General features: G+C 45.5%; 14 protein-coding genes and 1 tRNA gene. All 15 read left to right on the top strand.

The window, feature by feature from the left end; genetic code table 11:
• Positions 1-17 precede the first annotated feature (17 nt).
• The 15 genes from G636_RS0108115 (at position 18) to nusA (ending at position 18,128) form a co-directional block, all read left to right on the top strand.
• Entirely contained in the window at positions 18-1,181 is a 1,164-nt protein-coding gene (locus G636_RS0108115) for an AI-2E family transporter (RefSeq protein WP_026507635.1), read from the top strand.
• A 93-nt stretch (positions 1,182-1,274) separates the two neighbouring features.
• A complete protein-coding gene (locus G636_RS19515; protein WP_051226740.1) occupies positions 1,275-2,429 on the top strand; it encodes a polysaccharide deacetylase family protein in 1,155 nt (384 codons plus the stop codon).
• Positions 2,430-2,440: 11 nt separating this feature from the next.
• The gene (locus G636_RS21060; protein ID WP_330363935.1) at positions 2,441-3,805 is read left to right on the top strand and encodes a polymer-forming cytoskeletal protein; all 1,365 of its coding nucleotides are present in this window, start codon (positions 2,441-2,443) and stop codon (positions 3,803-3,805) included.
• Between the two features lie 88 nt (positions 3,806-3,893).
• Entirely contained in the window at positions 3,894-4,586 is a 693-nt protein-coding gene (gene pyrH / locus G636_RS0108100) for a UMP kinase (RefSeq protein WP_026507634.1), read from the top strand.
• Positions 4,587-4,613: 27 nt separating this feature from the next.
• Positions 4,614-5,165 carry a ribosome recycling factor gene (gene frr, locus G636_RS0108095; protein ID WP_026507633.1) on the top strand — a complete coding sequence of 184 codons (552 nt, stop codon included), beginning with the start codon at positions 4,614-4,616 and terminating at the stop codon, positions 5,163-5,165.
• Between the two features lie 16 nt (positions 5,166-5,181).
• Positions 5,182-5,907: an isoprenyl transferase gene (locus G636_RS0108090; RefSeq protein WP_026507632.1), complete on the top strand. Its 726-nt coding sequence runs from the start codon at positions 5,182-5,184 to the stop codon at positions 5,905-5,907.
• A 94-nt stretch (positions 5,908-6,001) separates the two neighbouring features.
• Entirely contained in the window at positions 6,002-6,814 is an 813-nt protein-coding gene (locus tag G636_RS0108085; RefSeq protein ID WP_026507631.1) for a phosphatidate cytidylyltransferase, read from the top strand.
• Positions 6,815-6,857: 43 nt separating this feature from the next.
• Positions 6,858-8,006, top strand: a complete 1,149-nt coding sequence (locus G636_RS0108080; RefSeq protein ID WP_035779222.1) for a 1-deoxy-D-xylulose-5-phosphate reductoisomerase — start codon at positions 6,858-6,860, stop codon at positions 8,004-8,006.
• A 12-nt stretch (positions 8,007-8,018) separates the two neighbouring features.
• Complete coding sequence (locus tag G636_RS0108075; protein WP_051226737.1) at positions 8,019-9,092, top strand: M50 family metallopeptidase; 1,074 nt, start codon at positions 8,019-8,021, stop codon at positions 9,090-9,092.
• Between the two features lie 92 nt (positions 9,093-9,184).
• Entirely contained in the window at positions 9,185-10,243 is a 1,059-nt protein-coding gene (gene ispG, locus G636_RS0108070) for a flavodoxin-dependent (E)-4-hydroxy-3-methylbut-2-enyl-diphosphate synthase (protein ID WP_026507628.1), read from the top strand.
• Between the two features lie 15 nt (positions 10,244-10,258).
• Positions 10,259-14,836: a PolC-type DNA polymerase III gene (locus G636_RS0108065; RefSeq protein WP_026507627.1), complete on the top strand. Its 4,578-nt coding sequence runs from the start codon at positions 10,259-10,261 to the stop codon at positions 14,834-14,836.
• Between the two features lie 648 nt (positions 14,837-15,484).
• Entirely contained in the window at positions 15,485-15,916 is a 432-nt protein-coding gene (locus G636_RS0108060; RefSeq protein WP_196803058.1) for an HD domain-containing protein, read from the top strand.
• Positions 15,917-16,080: 164 nt separating this feature from the next.
• Positions 16,081-16,152: transfer RNA gene (locus G636_RS0108055), tRNA-Glu, on the top strand.
• Between the two features lie 290 nt (positions 16,153-16,442).
• Complete coding sequence (gene rimP, locus G636_RS0108050) at positions 16,443-16,907, top strand: ribosome maturation factor RimP (RefSeq protein WP_026507625.1); 465 nt, start codon at positions 16,443-16,445, stop codon at positions 16,905-16,907.
• 48 nt (positions 16,908-16,955) lie between these two features.
• Positions 16,956-18,128, top strand: a complete 1,173-nt coding sequence (gene nusA, locus G636_RS17835; RefSeq protein WP_035779220.1) for a transcription termination factor NusA — start codon at positions 16,956-16,958, stop codon at positions 18,126-18,128.
• Positions 18,129-18,131: the final 3 nt, after the last annotated feature.

The raw sequence follows: 18,131 nt of genomic DNA, 5'->3' as shown, positions 1-18,131 counted from the left end.
GGATAACGGAGGGAGATATGAAGTTTAACAAAGACTGGATGAAGGAAAGATGGGCTCAGACTGCGATTGCCATTTGTATAGGCGTGACTTTCTATATGCTTTTGGGGCATATACGTGGGATATTTGGGTTTTTCGCTTCGTTTTATCACTATATAGCGCCTGTAGTACTGGGAGTGATATTGGCGTATATGATGAATCCTCTGATGAAGTTTTTTGAGGCCAGAGTCTTTGGGAAACTGGGAAGAGAAGGCCTTAGGAGGATACTCTCTCTTATGCTGACTGTACTATTTATACTTCTGATCATTACGGTTCTGTTGGTATCCCTTATACCTCAGCTCATGAGTTCAGTCATGAGCATCTATACTACACTTACGGAAAGTGATTTTCATGCGGGCAGGCTCTATGAAGATTTCAGCGAATATGCTCACAGATTTAATATTGATCTGGACACTGTGATGGGCTACGGTACAGAGATGATCGGCAATGTCATCAAGGCTGTACCTGACTCTCTGGGCAATATTGTAGGCAAGTCCATCAATATTGGTTCTTCAATATTCAGTTTTATCCTTTCGTTTATACTGGCTATTTATTTTCTTGGGGACAAAGAGCATCTCCTGGGCGGTGTCAGAAAACTGGCTAAACTATCTTTTTCACAAAAAAGATATGACAAAATAGCAAGCTTTTTTGATAAGTGCAATACCATTCTCCTTGGATATATCTGGGGAGACCTTATGGATGCCCTTGTGGTAGGTATCATTAATTTTGCCTTTATGACAATAGTCGGGATGCCCTATTCAGTGCTCATATCCGTGATAGTGGCAGTGACAAATCTGGCCCCTACCTTTGGACCCATCGCAGGTGCTGTCATAGGCGGTTTTATCCTGGTACTGAATAATCCCTGGCATGCACTCTGGTTCATAATCTTTACCATAGTGCTCCAGACTGTAGACGGCTATATCATCAAGCCCAAGCTCTTTGGTAATGCACTTGGCATATCATCTGTATGGATCCTTATGTCCATCATAGTCCTGGGCAGGATGGCAGGTATTATAGGGGTGCTTCTTGCTATTCCTTTTGCAGCAATAGTTGATTTTATCTATAGGGAGTACTTCCTGATCTGGCTGACTAACAAGAGGAAAGAGACAAATGACAAGGCTCTAAAGACTGATAAAGAAAAGTAAAGTCAATAATGAACGTTCTTTCGTAGCTAATTTGCTCTTTTGATGAATGCGGAACTATGGTATACTAGGGTAGTACATGGATGGGGGAGAGCTATGTCATCAAGAGCAGAGGTGCGCCGGGGACGCAACAACTCAAGAAATGAGACTAAAGGGAGCTGGAAAGCTCCTTCCACTGTTGCCGCCAGATCACAGACTCCCCACAGAGACCGTTCTGCATCCCGCGAAGAGACTTATATTGAAGGCTCTATTGTGACCAGGGGCGAAGTTTCTGTTACAGATAAGATCGATCTGGATGCTCTTAAAGCCGAGAATGAATCAGGCAAATGGGTGGAGTACAAGCCCTTGTATGAACGTCTTGGCGATATCAAAAAGGACGATCCTGCTTTTGTCCTTAAGTTTATTATTGCTTTTTCCCTTATTTTATTTATCATAGCTATGGCCAGCCAGTGCATTATGATGAAGCTGAGCTATGACCGGATCAATGAGCGGATATCTCATTTGCAGGCTCGCCTTGATGAGATGGAGATCACAGGAGCTTATGAGTCACAGGCTGAAGGAGAGACGGTTCTCTCAGATGAGGTGTCAGAAACTGATGCAGAGCAGGAAGCACCAGCTGCCCTTGTCCCTGACAAGAAGAAGATATACCTGACCTTTGATGATGGTCCTTCCTCCAGGACATCAGAGATACTGGATATCCTTAAGGAATATGATGCCAAGGCTACATTCTTTGTATGTGGCAGAGAGGGCTATGAGGATGTGCTGCGCAGGATCGTGGATGAAGGCCACACCATAGCAATGCACAGCTACAGTCATGATTATGACAGCCTCTATGAATCACTGGACAGCTTCCAGGCAGATATGCACAAGCTGCAGAACTATATATACGATGTCACCGGTGTCTGGACCAAATATTACAGGTTCCCGGGAGGTAGTTCCAATACCCGCAGCAATGTGGATATGAAAGAGCTTGAGGACTATCTTGACAGAGACGGTATAGTATATTTTGACTGGAATGTTTATTCAGGAGATAAGGTTTCCTCTGATATAATGGTCTCCAATGTGATAGCAGGAATAGATGAATATGATACCTGCATGATCCTGATGCATGATGCATCTGACAAGGCGGCGGTCACACAGGCCCTGCCAAAGATACTGGAATATATACAAGATCTTCCCGATACGGAGCTTGTCCCGGTAACAGAAGATACTGTACCGGTTCAACATAGCAGCAATTTAAGTCATGAATAAGAACGGAGGAAATGAAGATGGGATTTTTCTCAGGGCTGAAAAAAGACATAACGTCTGCGGTTGACGAAATCAGCGAGGGAGAAGGAGCGGAGAAGAATTCCGGACTGACAGGTTCGGAGGTCGAAGAAGTCGATCTTGACAGCATGCTGAGCAACCTTGACAGAGTCAGGATGCCGGCTGCTCACGCACCGGAAGTCAGGAAGGAAGAGGCAGAAGCTGCTGCAGATAATTCACAGCTATCAGGGATGAGTGTATCAGACGGCCCTAAGGAGGGTGGTTTGAGTTTTGGAAGTATGGAAGGCGGTATGAGCAAGGTAGATCTTGCGGATGAGACAAAGACCGGAACAGTTTTTTCTTCTCTTGGAACGGAAGATACTGTAACGGCTCCCGCATCAGACCTCTCATCACTTTCATTTGATTTTTCAGGTAACGGTAATCAGGCGAATGATTCTAATGGTTTTGAAGAGCCGGAAGAGGATACAGGAGTTGCAGCATTCGTAGGAGAGCCTGCTGCATCTGCGGAGACTGAGGAGAACAGGAGCTTTTCGGCTGAGGATCCTTTCCTTCCGAAGTTTGAAGAAACACCGGCTGCTCAGGATGCTTTTGATGAGAAGCCATCATTTGAACCTTCATTTGAACCATCATTCGAGCCTGTCTCTGAGCCTGAACCTGAGGCTGCTGCGACAGAAGAGCCTTCAGGAGACACGCCTGAGTTTAATGAGCCATTCTTTGGCAACAGTACTTTTACAGAAAACTATGAGCCTATATCAGACTCGGAAGACATCAGTGTACCAGCAGTAGATTTCTCATCTGTAAATGATTTCACATCAATACAGAATGATACTGCTGCATATATAAATGACAACAATTACGAAGACGGGGGGTATGGAATAATGGAAGCAGAACGCATTGCAACAGACGAGACAGCATCAATCACCGAAGGAATGGTAGTAAACGGAGATATTCAGACAACAGGTTCTCTTGACCTGATCGGTAAGGTAGTAGGCAACGTAACATGCTATGGCAAGCTCAATATCACAGGAGAGATCGAAGGCAGCTCCAATGCAGCTGAAGTTTTTGCAGAAGCAGCAAGGATCAACGGCGATGTTCATTCACAGGGCAGCGTCAAGATCGGCCAGAGCTCAGTTATCATAGGTAACCTCTATGCTACATCAGCTGTTATAGCAGGTGCAGTAAAGGGCGATATTGATGTTCACGGCCCTGTTATCCTTGATACTACAGCCATTGTAATGGGCAATATCAAGTCCCAGTCAGTACAGATCAATAATGGTGCAGTTATTGAAGGTATGTGCTCTCAGACATATGCAGATGTCAATCCTTCTGCTTTCTTTGAAGGACTTAAGGACAGAGATTGATATTTGTGGTATATTATCATCAGATGCCGGGAGGGGGGTACTCTTCCCGGCATTATGAACGTAATGAAAGCGTAAAGGAAAAAGTTAAATGCGAATCTTATTAAAACTCAGTGGAGAAGCCCTTGCGGGCGACAAGAAAACAGGCTTTGATGAAGCTACAGTCAGAAAGGTTGCAGTTCAGGTCAAGGAACTCCTTGATAAAGGCAACGAGATCGGAATAGTGATTGGAGGCGGTAACTTCTGGCGAGGAAGGACCAGCGAGAATATCGATCGTACCAAGGCTGATCAGATCGGCATGCTGGCTACTGTGATGAACTGTATTTATGTTTCTGAGATCTTCAGGAGCACAGGCATGGGTACAGCTGTACTTACACCTTTTGAGTGCGGATCATTTACCAAGCTCTTTTCCAAGGACAGGACCAATAAGTATTTCTCCAAAAAGATGGTAGTATTCTTTGCAGGAGGAACAGGACATCCCTTCTTTTCTACAGATACAGGAGCACTCCTTAGAGCTGCAGAGATCGATGCAGATGTTATACTGCTGGCCAAAGCCATCGATGGTGTATATGATTCCGATCCCGCCATCAATCCTGATGCCAAGCGTTATGACAGGATCTCCATTGACGACGTCATTGCTCAGAACCTTCAGGTCGTTGATATGACTGCATCTATCCTTGCCAGGGACAATCACATCTCTATGCGTGTATTTGCTCTGCAGGAAGAAAACAGTATTGTTAAGGCTGCAGGAGATAGTTTTAACGGAACAATAGTAGATGCCTGATTACAGGGGTAATGTAAGGAGAAGAATATGAACGAGAGAATCAAACATTATGATGAGAAAATGACCAAAGCTGTTGACTTTTTAGCTGAAGAGCTGGCTTCGATCAGAGCAGGAAGAGCCAATCCCCATGTTCTTGATAAGATTCGTGTAGATTATTATGGTTCACCTACCCCTATCCAGCAGATCGGTAACGTATCCGTTCCCGAAGCCAGGATCATCCAGATAGCTCCCTGGGAGAAGACTATGCTTAAGGAGATCGAGAAGGCTATCATGACTTCAGATCTGGGTATCAATCCCACTAATGACGGAAGCGTTATCCGCCTGATCTTCCCAGAACTTACCGAGGAACGTCGTAAGCAGCTTTCCAAGGATGTTAAGAAGAAGGGCGAGGATGCCAAGGTTGCTGTACGTAATATCAGAAGAGACGGCAATGAGGCATTCAAGAAGCTTAAGGGAACAGAGGTTTCTGAGGATGAGATAGCAGATCTTGAGGATGAGCTTCAGAAGCTTACTGATTCAGTTGTTAAGAATATTGATTCTATGGTTGATGCAAAGACCAAAGAGATCATGACAGTATGATTGTTTAGGATTGTATATGAGTGATGAAAGAAAGATACCCGCTCACGTAGCTATAATATTGGATGGAAACGGCAGATGGGCCAAGCAGAAGGGCATGCCCAGGAATTACGGCCACCTTCAGGGTGCCAAGGCTGTGGAAGCTATCCTTTATGATGCTGACGAGCTGGGAATTAAATACCTTACTGTATATGCTTTCTCCACAGAAAACTGGAATAGACCTGATGGGGAAGTGACTGCTCTTATGGAGATCCTGGCCAAGTATCTTAAGTCTTCTCTTAAGAAGTCTATGAAGAATAATGTCAGGTGCAGGATCATAGGAGAGAGAACCAGGCTCAATGCCACCATCAACAAGGCTATTGATGATCTGGAGGAAGCAACTAAGGATAATACCGGACTGACCTTCACCATAGCCATCAACTATGGCGGAAGAGATGAAATAGTCAGAGCAGTCAGGAAGATTGCTGAGGATGTTAAAACGGGCAATTTGGAGCCTGAAGCAATAAGCGAGGCTATGATATCATCTAATCTGGATACGGCAGGACTTCCCGATCCCGATCTTATGATCAGGACCTGCGGTGAGCAGAGGATATCCAATTTCCTGGTATGGCAGCTGGCTTACACAGAATTCTATTATACTGATATAGCATGGCCGGATTTTAACAGAGCCGAGCTTGAGAAAGCTATTGATGCCTATAATAAGCGTACCAGAAGATTTGGTGGTCTTGTAAAGGGTGAAGAATAAGACAGCGTATCTATAATAATGTTACCTGCTCACTTTAAGGGTGGGCAGGTATTTTTGCTAGTATAGTTGCTGGCTGCAAAGTTTGGAGATAAAAGTGAAGACTAGGATTATTAGCGGTGTTGTAATGGGGATCATACTGGTGGCTGCTCTCCTTATGGGAGGCTATGTATTGGGCGGCATCGGCCTCATTGTATCTGAGATTGGTTATTATGAGCTGACAAGGGCTCTTTCTGTAAATGACAAGTCCGATAAGATAAGTGCACTAACTGTTACCGGAATGGTGATGGTATTTATCCACTATCTTATTATCATTTACTTTAAGACCACAGGAGGCTTTTTATCTACTTTACTGATTGCATTCATTGCTATTATGTCAGTATATGTACTTACATTTCCGAGATTTAAGGCAGAACAGGCCATAAGTGCTGTATTTGCTTTTGTATATTGTCCTTTTATGCTCTCTTTTCTGCTCCTTATAAGGAATGGTGAGATGGGCAGGTATTACGTATGGGTGCCTTTTGTGGCATGGATATCCGATACCTTTGCCTACTTTACAGGAAGAGCTCTTGGTAAGCATAAGATGACTCCGGTCCTTAGCCCCAATAAGACCATTGAAGGCGCTGTGGGCGGAGTGGTATTCTCCATGATCGCAGGAGTGATATTTGGTCTTCTTATGGTAAAGATTGCAGGCGGCAGCTATGATGCCATTCCCCAATATGTGATCATCACATTTGCGGCATCTCTTATATCACAAATAGGAGATCTTGCGGCATCGGCTATCAAGAGAGACAGGAATATCAAGGATTATGGCAGCCTGATCCCAGGGCACGGAGGTATCATGGACAGATTTGACAGCGTGATATTTGTGACACCTTTTGTGTATATTTTATTTGATATTCTCATGTGATATCTTACTCTTATGAGTTGATTTGTTTTATAGGAAGGTAATTATGAAGAGAAAGATTGTATTACTTGGTTCTACCGGCTCTATAGGTACACAGACACTTGATGTAGTCAGAAATTACAGACAGGAGCTTAAAGTAACTGCTCTGGCGGCAAACAGGAACGTGGAGCTCCTCGAAGCTCAGATCAGGGAGTTTGGACCTTCTAAAGCCTGCATGTTTGATGAGGCTGCTGCGGCAGCTCTCAGGCAGAGAGTCAGTGACCTGGATGTTACAGTATATTCAGGCATGGATGGTATCCTGGAGCTGGTCAGGGACGAAGAAGCTGATACAGTGCTTACCGCAGTGGTAGGTATGATAGGCATCAGACCTACTATAGAAGCTATAAAGGCAGGTAAGGATATTGCTCTTGCCAATAAAGAAACCCTTGTTTGTGCAGGACATATCATCATGCCTCTTGCCAGGGAGATGGGAGTATCCATTCTTCCCGTGGATTCTGAGCACAGTGCTATTTTCCAGTCTCTAAACGGCGAGCCTGTGTCCAAGATAGAGAAGATCCTGCTCACAGCTTCCGGAGGCCCTTTCAGGACCAAGACTTATGAACAGCTACAGGAGGTCACTGTAGATGATGCCCTTAAGAATCCCAATTGGGATATGGGAGCAAAGGTTACTATTGATTCAGCGTCGCTGGTCAATAAGGGACTGGAAGTAATAGAAGCCAAGTGGCTCTTTGGCGTAGACGTAGATGATATCAAGGTTGTGGTCCAGCCTCAGTCTATCCTTCACTCAGCAGTTCAGTTTGTAGACGGCGCAGTTATGGGTCAGATGGGCGTTCCTGATATGAAGCTGCCTATTCAGTATGCGCTCTTTTATCCTGACAGACTGCCTATGAGCGAGAAGAGGCTTGATCTGGCTGCTATGGCCAGCCTGACCTTTGAAGAGCCACGCACAGACGTATTTAAGGGGCTGCCTCTGGCCTACAGAGCTGCTCATGAGGGCGGCAGCATGCCCACAGTATTTAACGCAGCCAATGAGATGGCAGTGAAGAAGTTCTTGAAGAGACAGATCCGTTTCCTTGATATCTATGACATGATCAGCTCTGCAATGGATCATCACAGGATAGTGGCAGATCCCACTGTGGAGGATATTCTTGAAGCTGAGAAGGAAACCTATGAATTCCTTGAAAGCCGAGGATAAAAGAGGATAAAGATGCAATATATAATCGAGTTTATTATTTTCCTTTTGATTTTTGCTCTGCTGGTAATATTCCATGAGGGCGGACATTTCCTTATCGCTAAGGCCAATGGCATAAGGGTCCATGAGTTTACAGTGGGTATGGGGCCTGTCCTTTTTAAGAAGAAAAAAGGAGATACTACTTATTCGGTGAGACTCCTTCCTTTTGGCGGTGCCTGTGTATTTGAAGGCATGGACGGTGGTGAGATCGTCAGGGATGAGAATGATGAGCACAGTTTCAGGAATGCCGGTGTGTGGAAGAGAATAGCCACAGTCCTGGCAGGACCTGTAGCTAATTTTATCTTGGGATATCTCCTTGCAGTCATCGTGACATCACTTGCAGTATGGACCATGCCTGTAGTCAAGGGCTTCTCACTGGAGGATTCTCCTGCCAGGGAGGCAGGCATCATGGAGGGTGACCTTATCACTTCTGTAAATGGAAGAGCCGTTCATCAGGCTGCGGAAGTGACCATGAACCTCTATCTCACAGATGGAGAGCCTGTAGAAGTAAGCTATATCAGGGATGGCCAGGAGCATACCGTTACAGTTACTCCCAGCTATTATGAAGATGAGGAGATGGGAAGGGGCCGCTATGTGATTGGTATCTATATTGGCGAGCCGGGCAAGATAAAGGGTATCAGTACACTTAAATATGCCTGGTATGATTTTGCCTTTCAGACTTCTTCAACCTGGAGAGCTTTAGGGCTCCTTGTATCCGGGCGCACCGATAAGGCGGAGCTGTCAGGACCTGTAGGTATGGCACAGATGGTTGATGAGAGCTATACCAGTGCTATGGATGCAGGCGGAGTACCGGATGTGATACTGACAATGCTCAATCTGGCAATGTTCTTGTCAGTTAACCTGGGCATTATGAATCTGCTGCCTATCCCTGCACTGGACGGAGGCAGATTCCTCTTCCTCCTTCTTGAACTTGTAAGAGGTAAGCCCATTCCCGAGGAAAAAGAGGGAGTAGTGACCATGATAGGTGCAGTGATCCTGATCCTCATCATGGCAGCGGTTATGTTCAAGGATATCATGAAGTTTTTTTGATCTGTCTGAAATGACATATCCTGATAAGGACATTATTTACGGAAAAGCTGCATATGATGCAGACAGATTGTGATCAGAAAGGTTGGTAGATCATGACATACAGAGATAATAGTAAGGTAATACAGATAGGCGACCGCGTTATAGGCGGAGGTAATCCTATATTGATACAGTCTATGACAAATACTCGTACTGAGGATGTGGATGCTACAGTAGCTCAGATTTTGGAGCTGGAGGCAGCAGGCTGTGATATCATCAGATGCACATGTCCTACTGACGAAGCTGCCAGAGCCATAGGAGAGATTAAGAAGAGGATACATATCCCCTTGGTTGCAGATATCCATTTTGATTACAAGATGGCTATCGCTGCTATAGCAAACGGTGCTGACAAGATCAGGATCAATCCCGGCAATATCGGCGGCAAGGACAGGATAAAGGCTGTGGTGGATGCTGCCAGAGAGAGAAATGTGCCTATCAGGGTAGGCGTAAATTCCGGATCACTTGAGAGGGAACTGGTGGCCAAATACGGCGGCGTGACTCCGGAGGGCCTTGTTGAGAGTGCTCTTGACAAGACTCATATGATCGAAGAGTTTGGTTACGACAGGATGGTCATCAGTATCAAGTCTTCAAATGTCATGCTGGCTGTCAAGGCTCATGAACTTTTGGCCAAAGAGACTGATTATCCTCTTCATGTGGGCATTACAGAAGCCGGCACAGTATATTCCGGCAGTGTAAAGTCTGCTGTAGGTTTGGGACTAATATTAGGTCAGGGAATAGGTGATACTATCCGTGTATCTCTGTCAGGTAATCCTGTTGAAGAGATCAAGGCTGCCAAGCTGATCCTCAGGGCATTGGACCTTAGAAAGGGTGGTATAGACGTAGTATCCTGTCCTACCTGCGGCAGGACCAGGATCGATCTTATTGGACTTGCTAATAAGGTAGAGACCCTTGCTCAGAATTATCCTCTGGATATAAGGCTGGCTGTTATGGGCTGCGCAGTTAACGGCCCCGGCGAAGCCAGAGAGGCAGATCTTGGAGTAGCAGGCGGAGACGGAGAGGGCCTGATCATCAAGAAGGGCGAGATCATTCGCAAGATACCTGAAGATCAGCTTCTTGATGCGCTTAAGGAAGAGCTTGATAATTGGGGAAAATAAAATTGGGGTAGTCTAATGGCCAAAACATTTATGGAGGTATTTCCCAAGCTGAAGCTGTCGGGACATACCAAAGAGCTCATGGAGGAGACAAGGGTTGAAAAGATCTCTGCTACAAAGAAGCAGGATTTTATCAGAGTATATATATCCTCCGATTGCCTGATAGAGAAGTCTGAAATCTGGAAGGTAGAGAAAGAGATCAGGACCCAGCTTTTTAGCGGGGTTCCTGTTACTGTTAAGCTATATGAGAGATTTAATCTCTCTGCACAATATACACCTGAAAATCTGATCAATATGTATTCTGAGTCCATTCTCCAGGAACTTAGAGCGTATAATCCCATTGATTATACCATCGTTCGTGGGGCTGATTTCCGTTACCCTGATGACAGGAAGGTGGAGATCCTTCTGGACGATACCGTAGTGAGTAAAAAGGAAGGTCCTGAGATTGAGAGGATCTTTAGTAAGATCATCAATGAGAGATGCGGACTGGACGCAGATATTTCTACTGTATTCAGGGCAAAGAAAGAAAAAAAGGCTGCTGATACTTTTGATTACAAGGCTGAATCAGAGAAGCTCACAGCAAAGCTTGAAGCTGTACAGGAGGCTAAGGCTGCGGCGAAAGCAGCAGGGTCTACTGCTGATGCGTCTGATGCCAGGGCGGATAGTGCCGGAGCAGCTGCTCCCGGGCAAGCTGAGAGCAGCAAGGCTCCTTCAAAGCCCGCAGCAGACAAGGGACAGAATCAGCCCGGAAGCCGTAAATTTGGTAGCTGGAAGAAGAGTGGCTCCTTTGGTAATTTCAAGAAGTCAGATAATCCGGATGTATTTTACGGCAGGGATTTTGATGATGAACCCATGAATCTTTCTGAGATAGAAGATGAAATGGGCGAGATCACCATACACGGCAAGATAATCCGTTATGACGAGAAGCCTCTGCGTAACGGTGAAAAGACCATTGTAATGTTTGACATTACTGATTTTACAGATTCTATCACTTGTAAGATATTTGTCAAAAATGAAGATCTTGCTGATCTGTCATCTAAAGTGAAAAAAGGCGCCTTTGTAAAAGTCAAGGGTGTGACCATGACCGATAAGTTTGATCATGAGCTCACCATTGGCTCTATTGCAGGTATCAAGAAGGGTGCGGACTTTACCGTCAAGAGAAAGGATGCTGCTGCTCTTAAGAGGGTGGAGCTTCACTGTCATACCAAGATGAGTGATATGGACGGTGTATCCGAGGTCGGCGATATAGTAAAACAGGCGTACAAATGGGGGATGCCCGGTATAGCTATAACTGACCATGGCGTGGTTCAAGGACTCACAATTGCCAATCACGTATGGGAAGATCTTTATGACGGAGCCTGCAAGGAGGCCAAGGCGGCAGAAGAGCCTGTTCCTGACAGGCAGAATTTCTTTAAGCTGATCATGGGCGTAGAAGGCTATCTGGTAGATGACCTTTTTGAAATAGTAAAGAACAGCAAGGGGCAGGCTATAAAGGATACAGAGTTTGTAGTATTTGATATTGAGACTACAGGCTTTTCGCCTCTTAAGAACAAGATAATAGAGATAGGTGCAGTCAAAGTCAAAAACGGAGAGATCACAGATCGCTTTTCCGAGTTTATCAATCCCGAAGTGCCTATTCCTTTCAGGATAGAGAAGCTGACCAGTATCAGTGATGAGATGGTCATGGGGGCTCCTACAAGAGATGTGATCATCCCCAGATTTGTGGAATTTTGTAAGGGCTGTGTCCTGGTAGGCCACAACGTTTCTTTTGATATCAGCTTTATCAATGAGAACTGCAGAGAGCTGGGCATACCTGCGGATTATACAACTGTAGATACCATGTGGCTTTCAAGAGTCTTTTTCCCTCTTCAGGCCAAGCACACTCTTGATGCTACTGCCAAGACTCTGGGTATAATCCTGGATCATCATCACAGAGCGGTGGATGATGCTGAATGTACAGCGGGTATTTTCCTGAAGTTCCTGACAATGCTGGACAAAGAAGGCATATCAGATATGGATGGCATCAGGAAATTTGGTGTATCTACTCCTGATATGGTCAGACACCTTCGTCCTCATCATGTGATCATCCTGGCCAAAAATACCGTAGGAAGGGTCAACCTTTACAGCCTGGTGAGCAAGTCTCATCTTGAGTATTTCAGACGTTTCCCACTGATACCCAAGTCCCTTCTCAATGAATACAGGGAAGGCCTGATCATAGGATCGGCTTGCTGCGCAGGCGAACTCTACAGCGCTGTGGTTGAGGACAGACCTGAGGAAGAGATTGCCAGACTGGTGGATTTCTACGATTACCTTGAGATCCAGCCTGTGGGCAATAACCACTTTATGGTGGATTCACCAAAGTATGACAATATCTCCTCTGATGATGATATCAGAGAGATCAATAAACGTATTGTCAAGCTGGGCGAACAGTTTCACAAGCCTGTTGTAGCTACCTGTGATGCGCATTTCCTTAATCCCGAGGATCAGATATACAGGACCATTATCCAGGCAGGACGAGGCTTTGACGATGAGGAACCGGCTCCCTTATATGTCAGGACTACTGATGAGATGCTGGAAGAGTTTGACTATCTGGGATCCGATAAGGCACAGGAAGTCTGCGTCACCAATACCAGAAGGATCATGGAGATGTGCGACAGCGTGTCTCCTGTAAGACCTGACAAGTGTCCTCCTGTCATCGAGAATTCTGATAAGACACTGGAGAAAATCTGCTATGACAGAGCCCATGAGATCTACGGTGAGGAGCTTCCTGAAATAGTAGATGCCAGACTTAAGAAGGAATTGAATTCCATTATCAAGAACGGCTACTCGGTTATGTATATCATAGCCCAGAAGCTGGTATGGAAGTCCAACGAAGATGGCTACCTGGTAGGCTCTAGAGGATCTGTAGGTTCGTCCTTTGTTGCCTTTACATCAGGTATAACAGAGGTTAATGCACTGGCGCCTCACTATGTATGTCCCAAGTGTCACTACAGTGATTTTGACTCTGAAGAGGTCAAGGCATACGGCGGTAAGGCGGGTGTTGACATGCCTGATAAGTTCTGTCCCAAGTGCGGACACAAGCTTATGAAGGATGGTTTCGACATACCTTTCGAGACCTTCCTTGGATTTAAGGGCGACAAGGAGCCTGATATCGACCTTAATTTCTCAGGTGAATATCAGAGTAAGGCTCACAAATATACAGAGGTTATCTTTGGATACGGTCAGACCTTCAGAGCAGGTACCATTGCTGCTCTTGCTGATAAAACAGCTTTTGGTTATGTGAGAAAATATTACGATGAGATCGGTGCGCCCAAGAGGATGGCCGAGATCAACCGTATAGTTGCAGGCTGTACCGGCATCAGGAGAGGTACCGGACAGCACCCGGGCGGTATCGTGGTACTTCCTGTGGGAGAGGATATCAATACCTTTACCCCTGTGCAGCATCCTGCAAACGATATGACCACAGCTACCATAACAACCCATTATGACTACCATTCCATTGACCACAACCTCTTAAAGCTTGATATTCTCGGACACGACGATCCTACCATGATCAGATTCCTCATGGATTGTACAGGCGTGGATCCGGGACAGGTACCTTTTGACGATCCGCTGGTAATGGAGCTCTTTGAAGATACAGGCTCCCTTAATATCACTCCCGAGCAGATAGGCGGTACACCACTTGGATGCCTGGGAATACCTGAGTTCGGAACTGACTTTGCTATGAACATGGTCGTGGAGGCCAAGCCCACATCATTCTCCCATCTGGTCAGGATATCGGGTCTCTCCCATGGAACTGACGTATGGCAGGGCAATGCCCAGGTGCTGATCTCCAATGGTACAGCCACTATCGATACAGCTATCTGCTGCCGTGACGATATCATGGTATATCTGATCCAGAAGGGCCTGGATCCTTCCGATTCCTTTAAGATCATGGAATCAGTCCGTAAGGGTAAGGTAGCCAAGGGTAAGGAGAGTGGATGGCCCAAGTACAAAGAGGACATGAAGGCTCATGGAGTACCTGATTGGTATATAGGCTCCTGCGAGCTGATCAAATACATGTTCCCTAAGGCTCACGCTGCCGCATACGTTATGATGGCGTGGCGTATAGCCTACTTTAAGGTGTATTGTCCTCAGGCCTTCTATGCTGCATGGTTTTCCATCAGAGCCAAGGCATTCTCCTATCTGGATATGTGCCAGGGTGAGAATCACCTCCACGGACGTATGGAGGAATTAAAGCGTAAGGACAAGATGACTCCGGTTGAAGAGGCGGAATATTATGATATGCGTCTTGTTGAGGAGATGTACGAGAGAGGCATTGAATTTGAGCCTATTGATATATTCAGGGCTAAATCCAGGCTGTTCCAGGTTGTAGGAGACAAGATCATGCCATCCTTAAAATCTTTTGACGGCATGGGTGAAAAGGCTGCGGATGCAGTTGTAGAAGCTGCAGCACAGGGACCCTTCCTCTCCAAGGATGATTTCAAGGACAGGACAAAGTGCCCTCAGAAGGTTGTGGATGCCATGGCTGAGTTGGGACTTTTGGGCGACCTGCCGGAGTCCAATCAGATCTCCTTGTTCGACTTCATGAAATAATCAGCCTGCGCTCTTTCGGTGGGAGATACGCAGCTGCAGAAAATGTTTTACACGTTCGCTCTACTTCAAATGGCCTTTTACTAATTCTTCCGCAGCCTTCTTTTCAATGCGCCGCACTCGAAAGAACTCCGGGCTTTCAGCCCGTTCGGACAGCTTTCTCGTGGGCGCGTTGAAGGCTGCGTATGAAGAATAAGTAAAAACAATATTCTTGAGAAAAGTTTTCAAGAATATTGGCCATTTGAAGTAAATGCTCACTTTGTAAAATGATTTTCTGCAGCTGCTGTGCATTCTGCCACTTGTAAGGAGTAAGCAGCTTGTCTGATTTGAGCACATAGACGTGAACTGCGGCTTCATTTTCGCGCTGATTTGAGGTCGAAAGTCACAGCCTTGACATCTACGATATTGCAAACGATAATGAACGGTAGAAGCGTAGCGTGTTTGCGGTAGAGGCATGTAAAGCGGCCACTTTTTGTGAAGTGTGTAGAAGGGAATTGTGTGCCAAAAGCAACGTGTGTCTAAAAAACGATGTATATACAAAAGAGAAAATAATTAATTTTGAAAGAAATACGGGAATAAATGAGAAGCTATAAAGAAAAAAGATTCAAAAAAATGCTGGCGCCGGTTTCCACGGATGCAAAAGCCATAGAGATGAAAAACTATATTCAGCATGGCAATATCACCACCTATGATCATTGCGTCAGGGTGGCCAGGATGTCTTACATGCTGGGTGAAGCTCTTCGTCTGAAGGTGAGTCACAAGGAGCTTATAAGAGCGGCCTTTCTTCATGATTACTTCCTCTATGACTGGCATAGTGATTATTCCACCAGCTGCGATCCTGACAGATCCCTGCCCCTTAGGCTTTTTCAGAGGTATCAGAGCCTTCACGGCTTTACCCATCCCAGGACCGCCATGGAGAATGCAAGGCGTGATTTTGATCTCACCGATAAGGAAGCACAGATCATCAGAAGTCATATGTGGCCGCTGACCATTATGCATCCTCCAAAGTCCAAAGAGGCATTTCTTGTATGCTGTGCAGACAAGATCGTTTCCTTGCATGAGACTATTGCCATGAGAAAATGAAAAAAGCTTGATTCCCAAAGTCAGTAAAATCAAGGCTTTGGGAATTTTGATATAAAAACTAAAGTTTTTTTGCAAAAAAGTGCTTGCATTAATATTTCCTGTATGATATCTTAATCAAGTCGACGCGATACGAAAGCAAAACAAAAGCGCTGACAACAGAATATGGCTCGTTGGTCAAGAGGCTAAGACGCTGCCCTCTCACGGCAGAATCACCGGTTCGATTCCGATACGAGCTACTTTCGAAGAGCTGCATGTATATGCAGCTCTTTTTCTGCGCATGATGCAGAAACGTATCATGCTGCAAGGGACTATAGATCATTGTCAGAATATATAGATGATATCATAACGTCATAATAACTATTTTGCTACGTTTATTCGTAAAAAACGCGGAAAAACCTTGACATTAAGCCTTTTTGATGTTACTCTTCAACTAGATTTAGTGTTAAGTGGGCTTTCGAGTCCACTTTCTTTGTGTGATGACTTCTTTTTGTGAAGCCATCCGCCTGCGTATAACGGAAGGAAAGGTATGACCAGAAAAGAAAGCATTGAAACAAGGACTGAAGAGCTCCTTACCCCAATAGCGCTGGATCAGGGCGTATCCATCTATGATGTGGAATATGTCAAGGAAGCCGGTGAGTGGTATCTTAGAGCTTATATCGACCGAGAGGGAGGTGTGGATATCAACAAATGCGTTGATGTCAGCAGGGCCTTGTCAGACGCACTTGATGAGAATGATTTCATTGAAGACGCGTACACATTGGAAGTCAGCAGTCCGGGACTGGGCAGACAGCTCAAGAAGGACAGACATTTTCAGGGGAGTCTGGGAATGGACGTTGAGCTGAGGACCTTTAAGCCTATAGATGGCTGCAAGGAATTTGCAGGTGTGCTCAAAGCTTATGATAAAGAAACTGTAACAGTTACCATTCAGGATGAGGACAAGGTCTTTGTCAGGAAAGATATTTCTGTAATTCGTTTGGCACTGGATTTTTGATCTAATATGAGATGTGCGGCAGAGTCCGCCACGGGAAAGGAATTTAAGATGAGCAAGGAACTTATGGAAGCACTTGATGCATTGGAGAAAGAGAAGAACATCAGCAAAGAGAGTATGTTCAAGGCTATTGAGGATTCTCTTGTGACTGCCTGCAAAAACAATTTCGGCAAGGCAGACAATATAATGATTGAGTTGGACAAGGAAACCTGCGAATTCAAGGTTTATGCGGAAAAGACAGTTGTTGAGACAGCTGATGACGTAATGGATCCCATGGAAGACATCTCTCCTGAGGATGCAGCCAAGATCGTAAAGAATCCTCAGGTAGGCGATCTTGTAAAGGTGCCCCTTGATTCCAAGAACTTTGGTCGTATAGCTACACAGAATGCCAAGAACGTTATTCTTCAGAAGATCAGAGAAGAAGAGCGCGGCGCTATCTACAATGAGTATTTTGAAAAAGAGCATGATATCGTGACAGGTGTTGTACAACGTTATATGGGCCGCAACATTTCCATTAACCTTGGAAGAGCTGATGCTATCCTTAATGAAAATGAGCAGGTCAAGGGCGAGATCTATCGTCCCAACGATCGTATCAAGGTATATATCCTAGAGGTCAGAAATGGTAACAAGGGTCCCAGAATCCTGGTTTCCCGTACTCACCCCGATCTCGTTAAGCGCCTTTTTGAGCAGGAAGTTACCGAGATCAAGGATGGTACAGTTGAGGTCAAGGCTATCGCAAGAGAAGCAGGCAGCAGGACCAAGATCGCTGTTTCCAGCACCAATCCCAATGTTGATGCTGTTGGCGCATGCGTGGGTCTTAACGGAAGCCGCGTTAACCTGATAGTAGATGAGCTTCGCGGTGAGAAGATCGATGTTATCGGTTGGGATGAGAATCCCGGTAACCTGATCCAGAATGCTCTTTCACCTGCCAAGATCGTAGCAGTATTTGCTGATCCCGATGAGAAGACTGCCAAGGTCGTAGTTCCCGATTATCAGCTGTCACTTGCTATTGGTAAGGAGGGTCAGAATGCCCGCCTTGCTGCCAGACTCACAGGCTACAAGATCGATATCAAGTCTGAGACTCAGGCCAAGGATGCACCCGGATTCCGTTATGAGGATTATCTGGATGATGAAGAGGAAGGTTACGAAGAGGACGAGTATACAGAGGAAGGCGAGTTTGAGTCTGAGGACATCGCTGCAGGAGAAGAAAATGGTGAAGAGTGATCT

Origin of the sequence: Butyrivibrio sp. MC2013, from assembly GCF_000424585.1 — a bacterium.
In the GTDB taxonomy this organism is placed as follows: domain Bacteria; phylum Bacillota; class Clostridia; order Lachnospirales; family Lachnospiraceae; genus Butyrivibrio.
The sequence above is the reverse complement of the archived record's forward strand: the minus strand, read 5'-3'. Positions and strand labels throughout refer to the sequence as shown.

Excerpts from the sequence above, each read along its gene's own strand:
- G636_RS0108060 (WP_196803058.1), top strand. The coding sequence starts at position 15,485 with ATGAAAAACTATATTCAGCATGGCAATATCACCACCTATGATCATTGC.
- ispG (WP_026507628.1), top strand. The coding sequence starts at position 9,185 with ATGACATACAGAGATAATAGTAAGGTAATACAGATAGGCGACCGCGTT.
- frr (WP_026507633.1), top strand. The coding sequence starts at position 4,614 with ATGAACGAGAGAATCAAACATTATGATGAGAAAATGACCAAAGCTGTT.
- G636_RS0108115 (WP_026507635.1), top strand. The coding sequence starts at position 18 with ATGAAGTTTAACAAAGACTGGATGAAGGAAAGATGGGCTCAGACTGCG.
- G636_RS19515 (WP_051226740.1), top strand. The coding sequence starts at position 1,275 with ATGTCATCAAGAGCAGAGGTGCGCCGGGGACGCAACAACTCAAGAAAT.
- rimP (WP_026507625.1), top strand. The coding sequence starts at position 16,443 with ATGACCAGAAAAGAAAGCATTGAAACAAGGACTGAAGAGCTCCTTACC.
- nusA (WP_035779220.1), top strand. The coding sequence starts at position 16,956 with ATGAGCAAGGAACTTATGGAAGCACTTGATGCATTGGAGAAAGAGAAG.
- G636_RS21060 (WP_330363935.1), top strand. The coding sequence starts at position 2,441 with ATGAAGATGGGATTTTTCTCAGGGCTGAAAAAAGACATAACGTCTGCG.
- G636_RS0108075 (WP_051226737.1), top strand. The coding sequence starts at position 8,019 with ATGCAATATATAATCGAGTTTATTATTTTCCTTTTGATTTTTGCTCTG.
- G636_RS0108065 (WP_026507627.1), top strand. The coding sequence starts at position 10,259 with ATGGCCAAAACATTTATGGAGGTATTTCCCAAGCTGAAGCTGTCGGGA.
- pyrH (WP_026507634.1), top strand. The coding sequence starts at position 3,894 with ATGCGAATCTTATTAAAACTCAGTGGAGAAGCCCTTGCGGGCGACAAG.
- G636_RS0108090 (WP_026507632.1), top strand. The coding sequence starts at position 5,182 with ATGAGTGATGAAAGAAAGATACCCGCTCACGTAGCTATAATATTGGAT.
- G636_RS0108080 (WP_035779222.1), top strand. The coding sequence starts at position 6,858 with ATGAAGAGAAAGATTGTATTACTTGGTTCTACCGGCTCTATAGGTACA.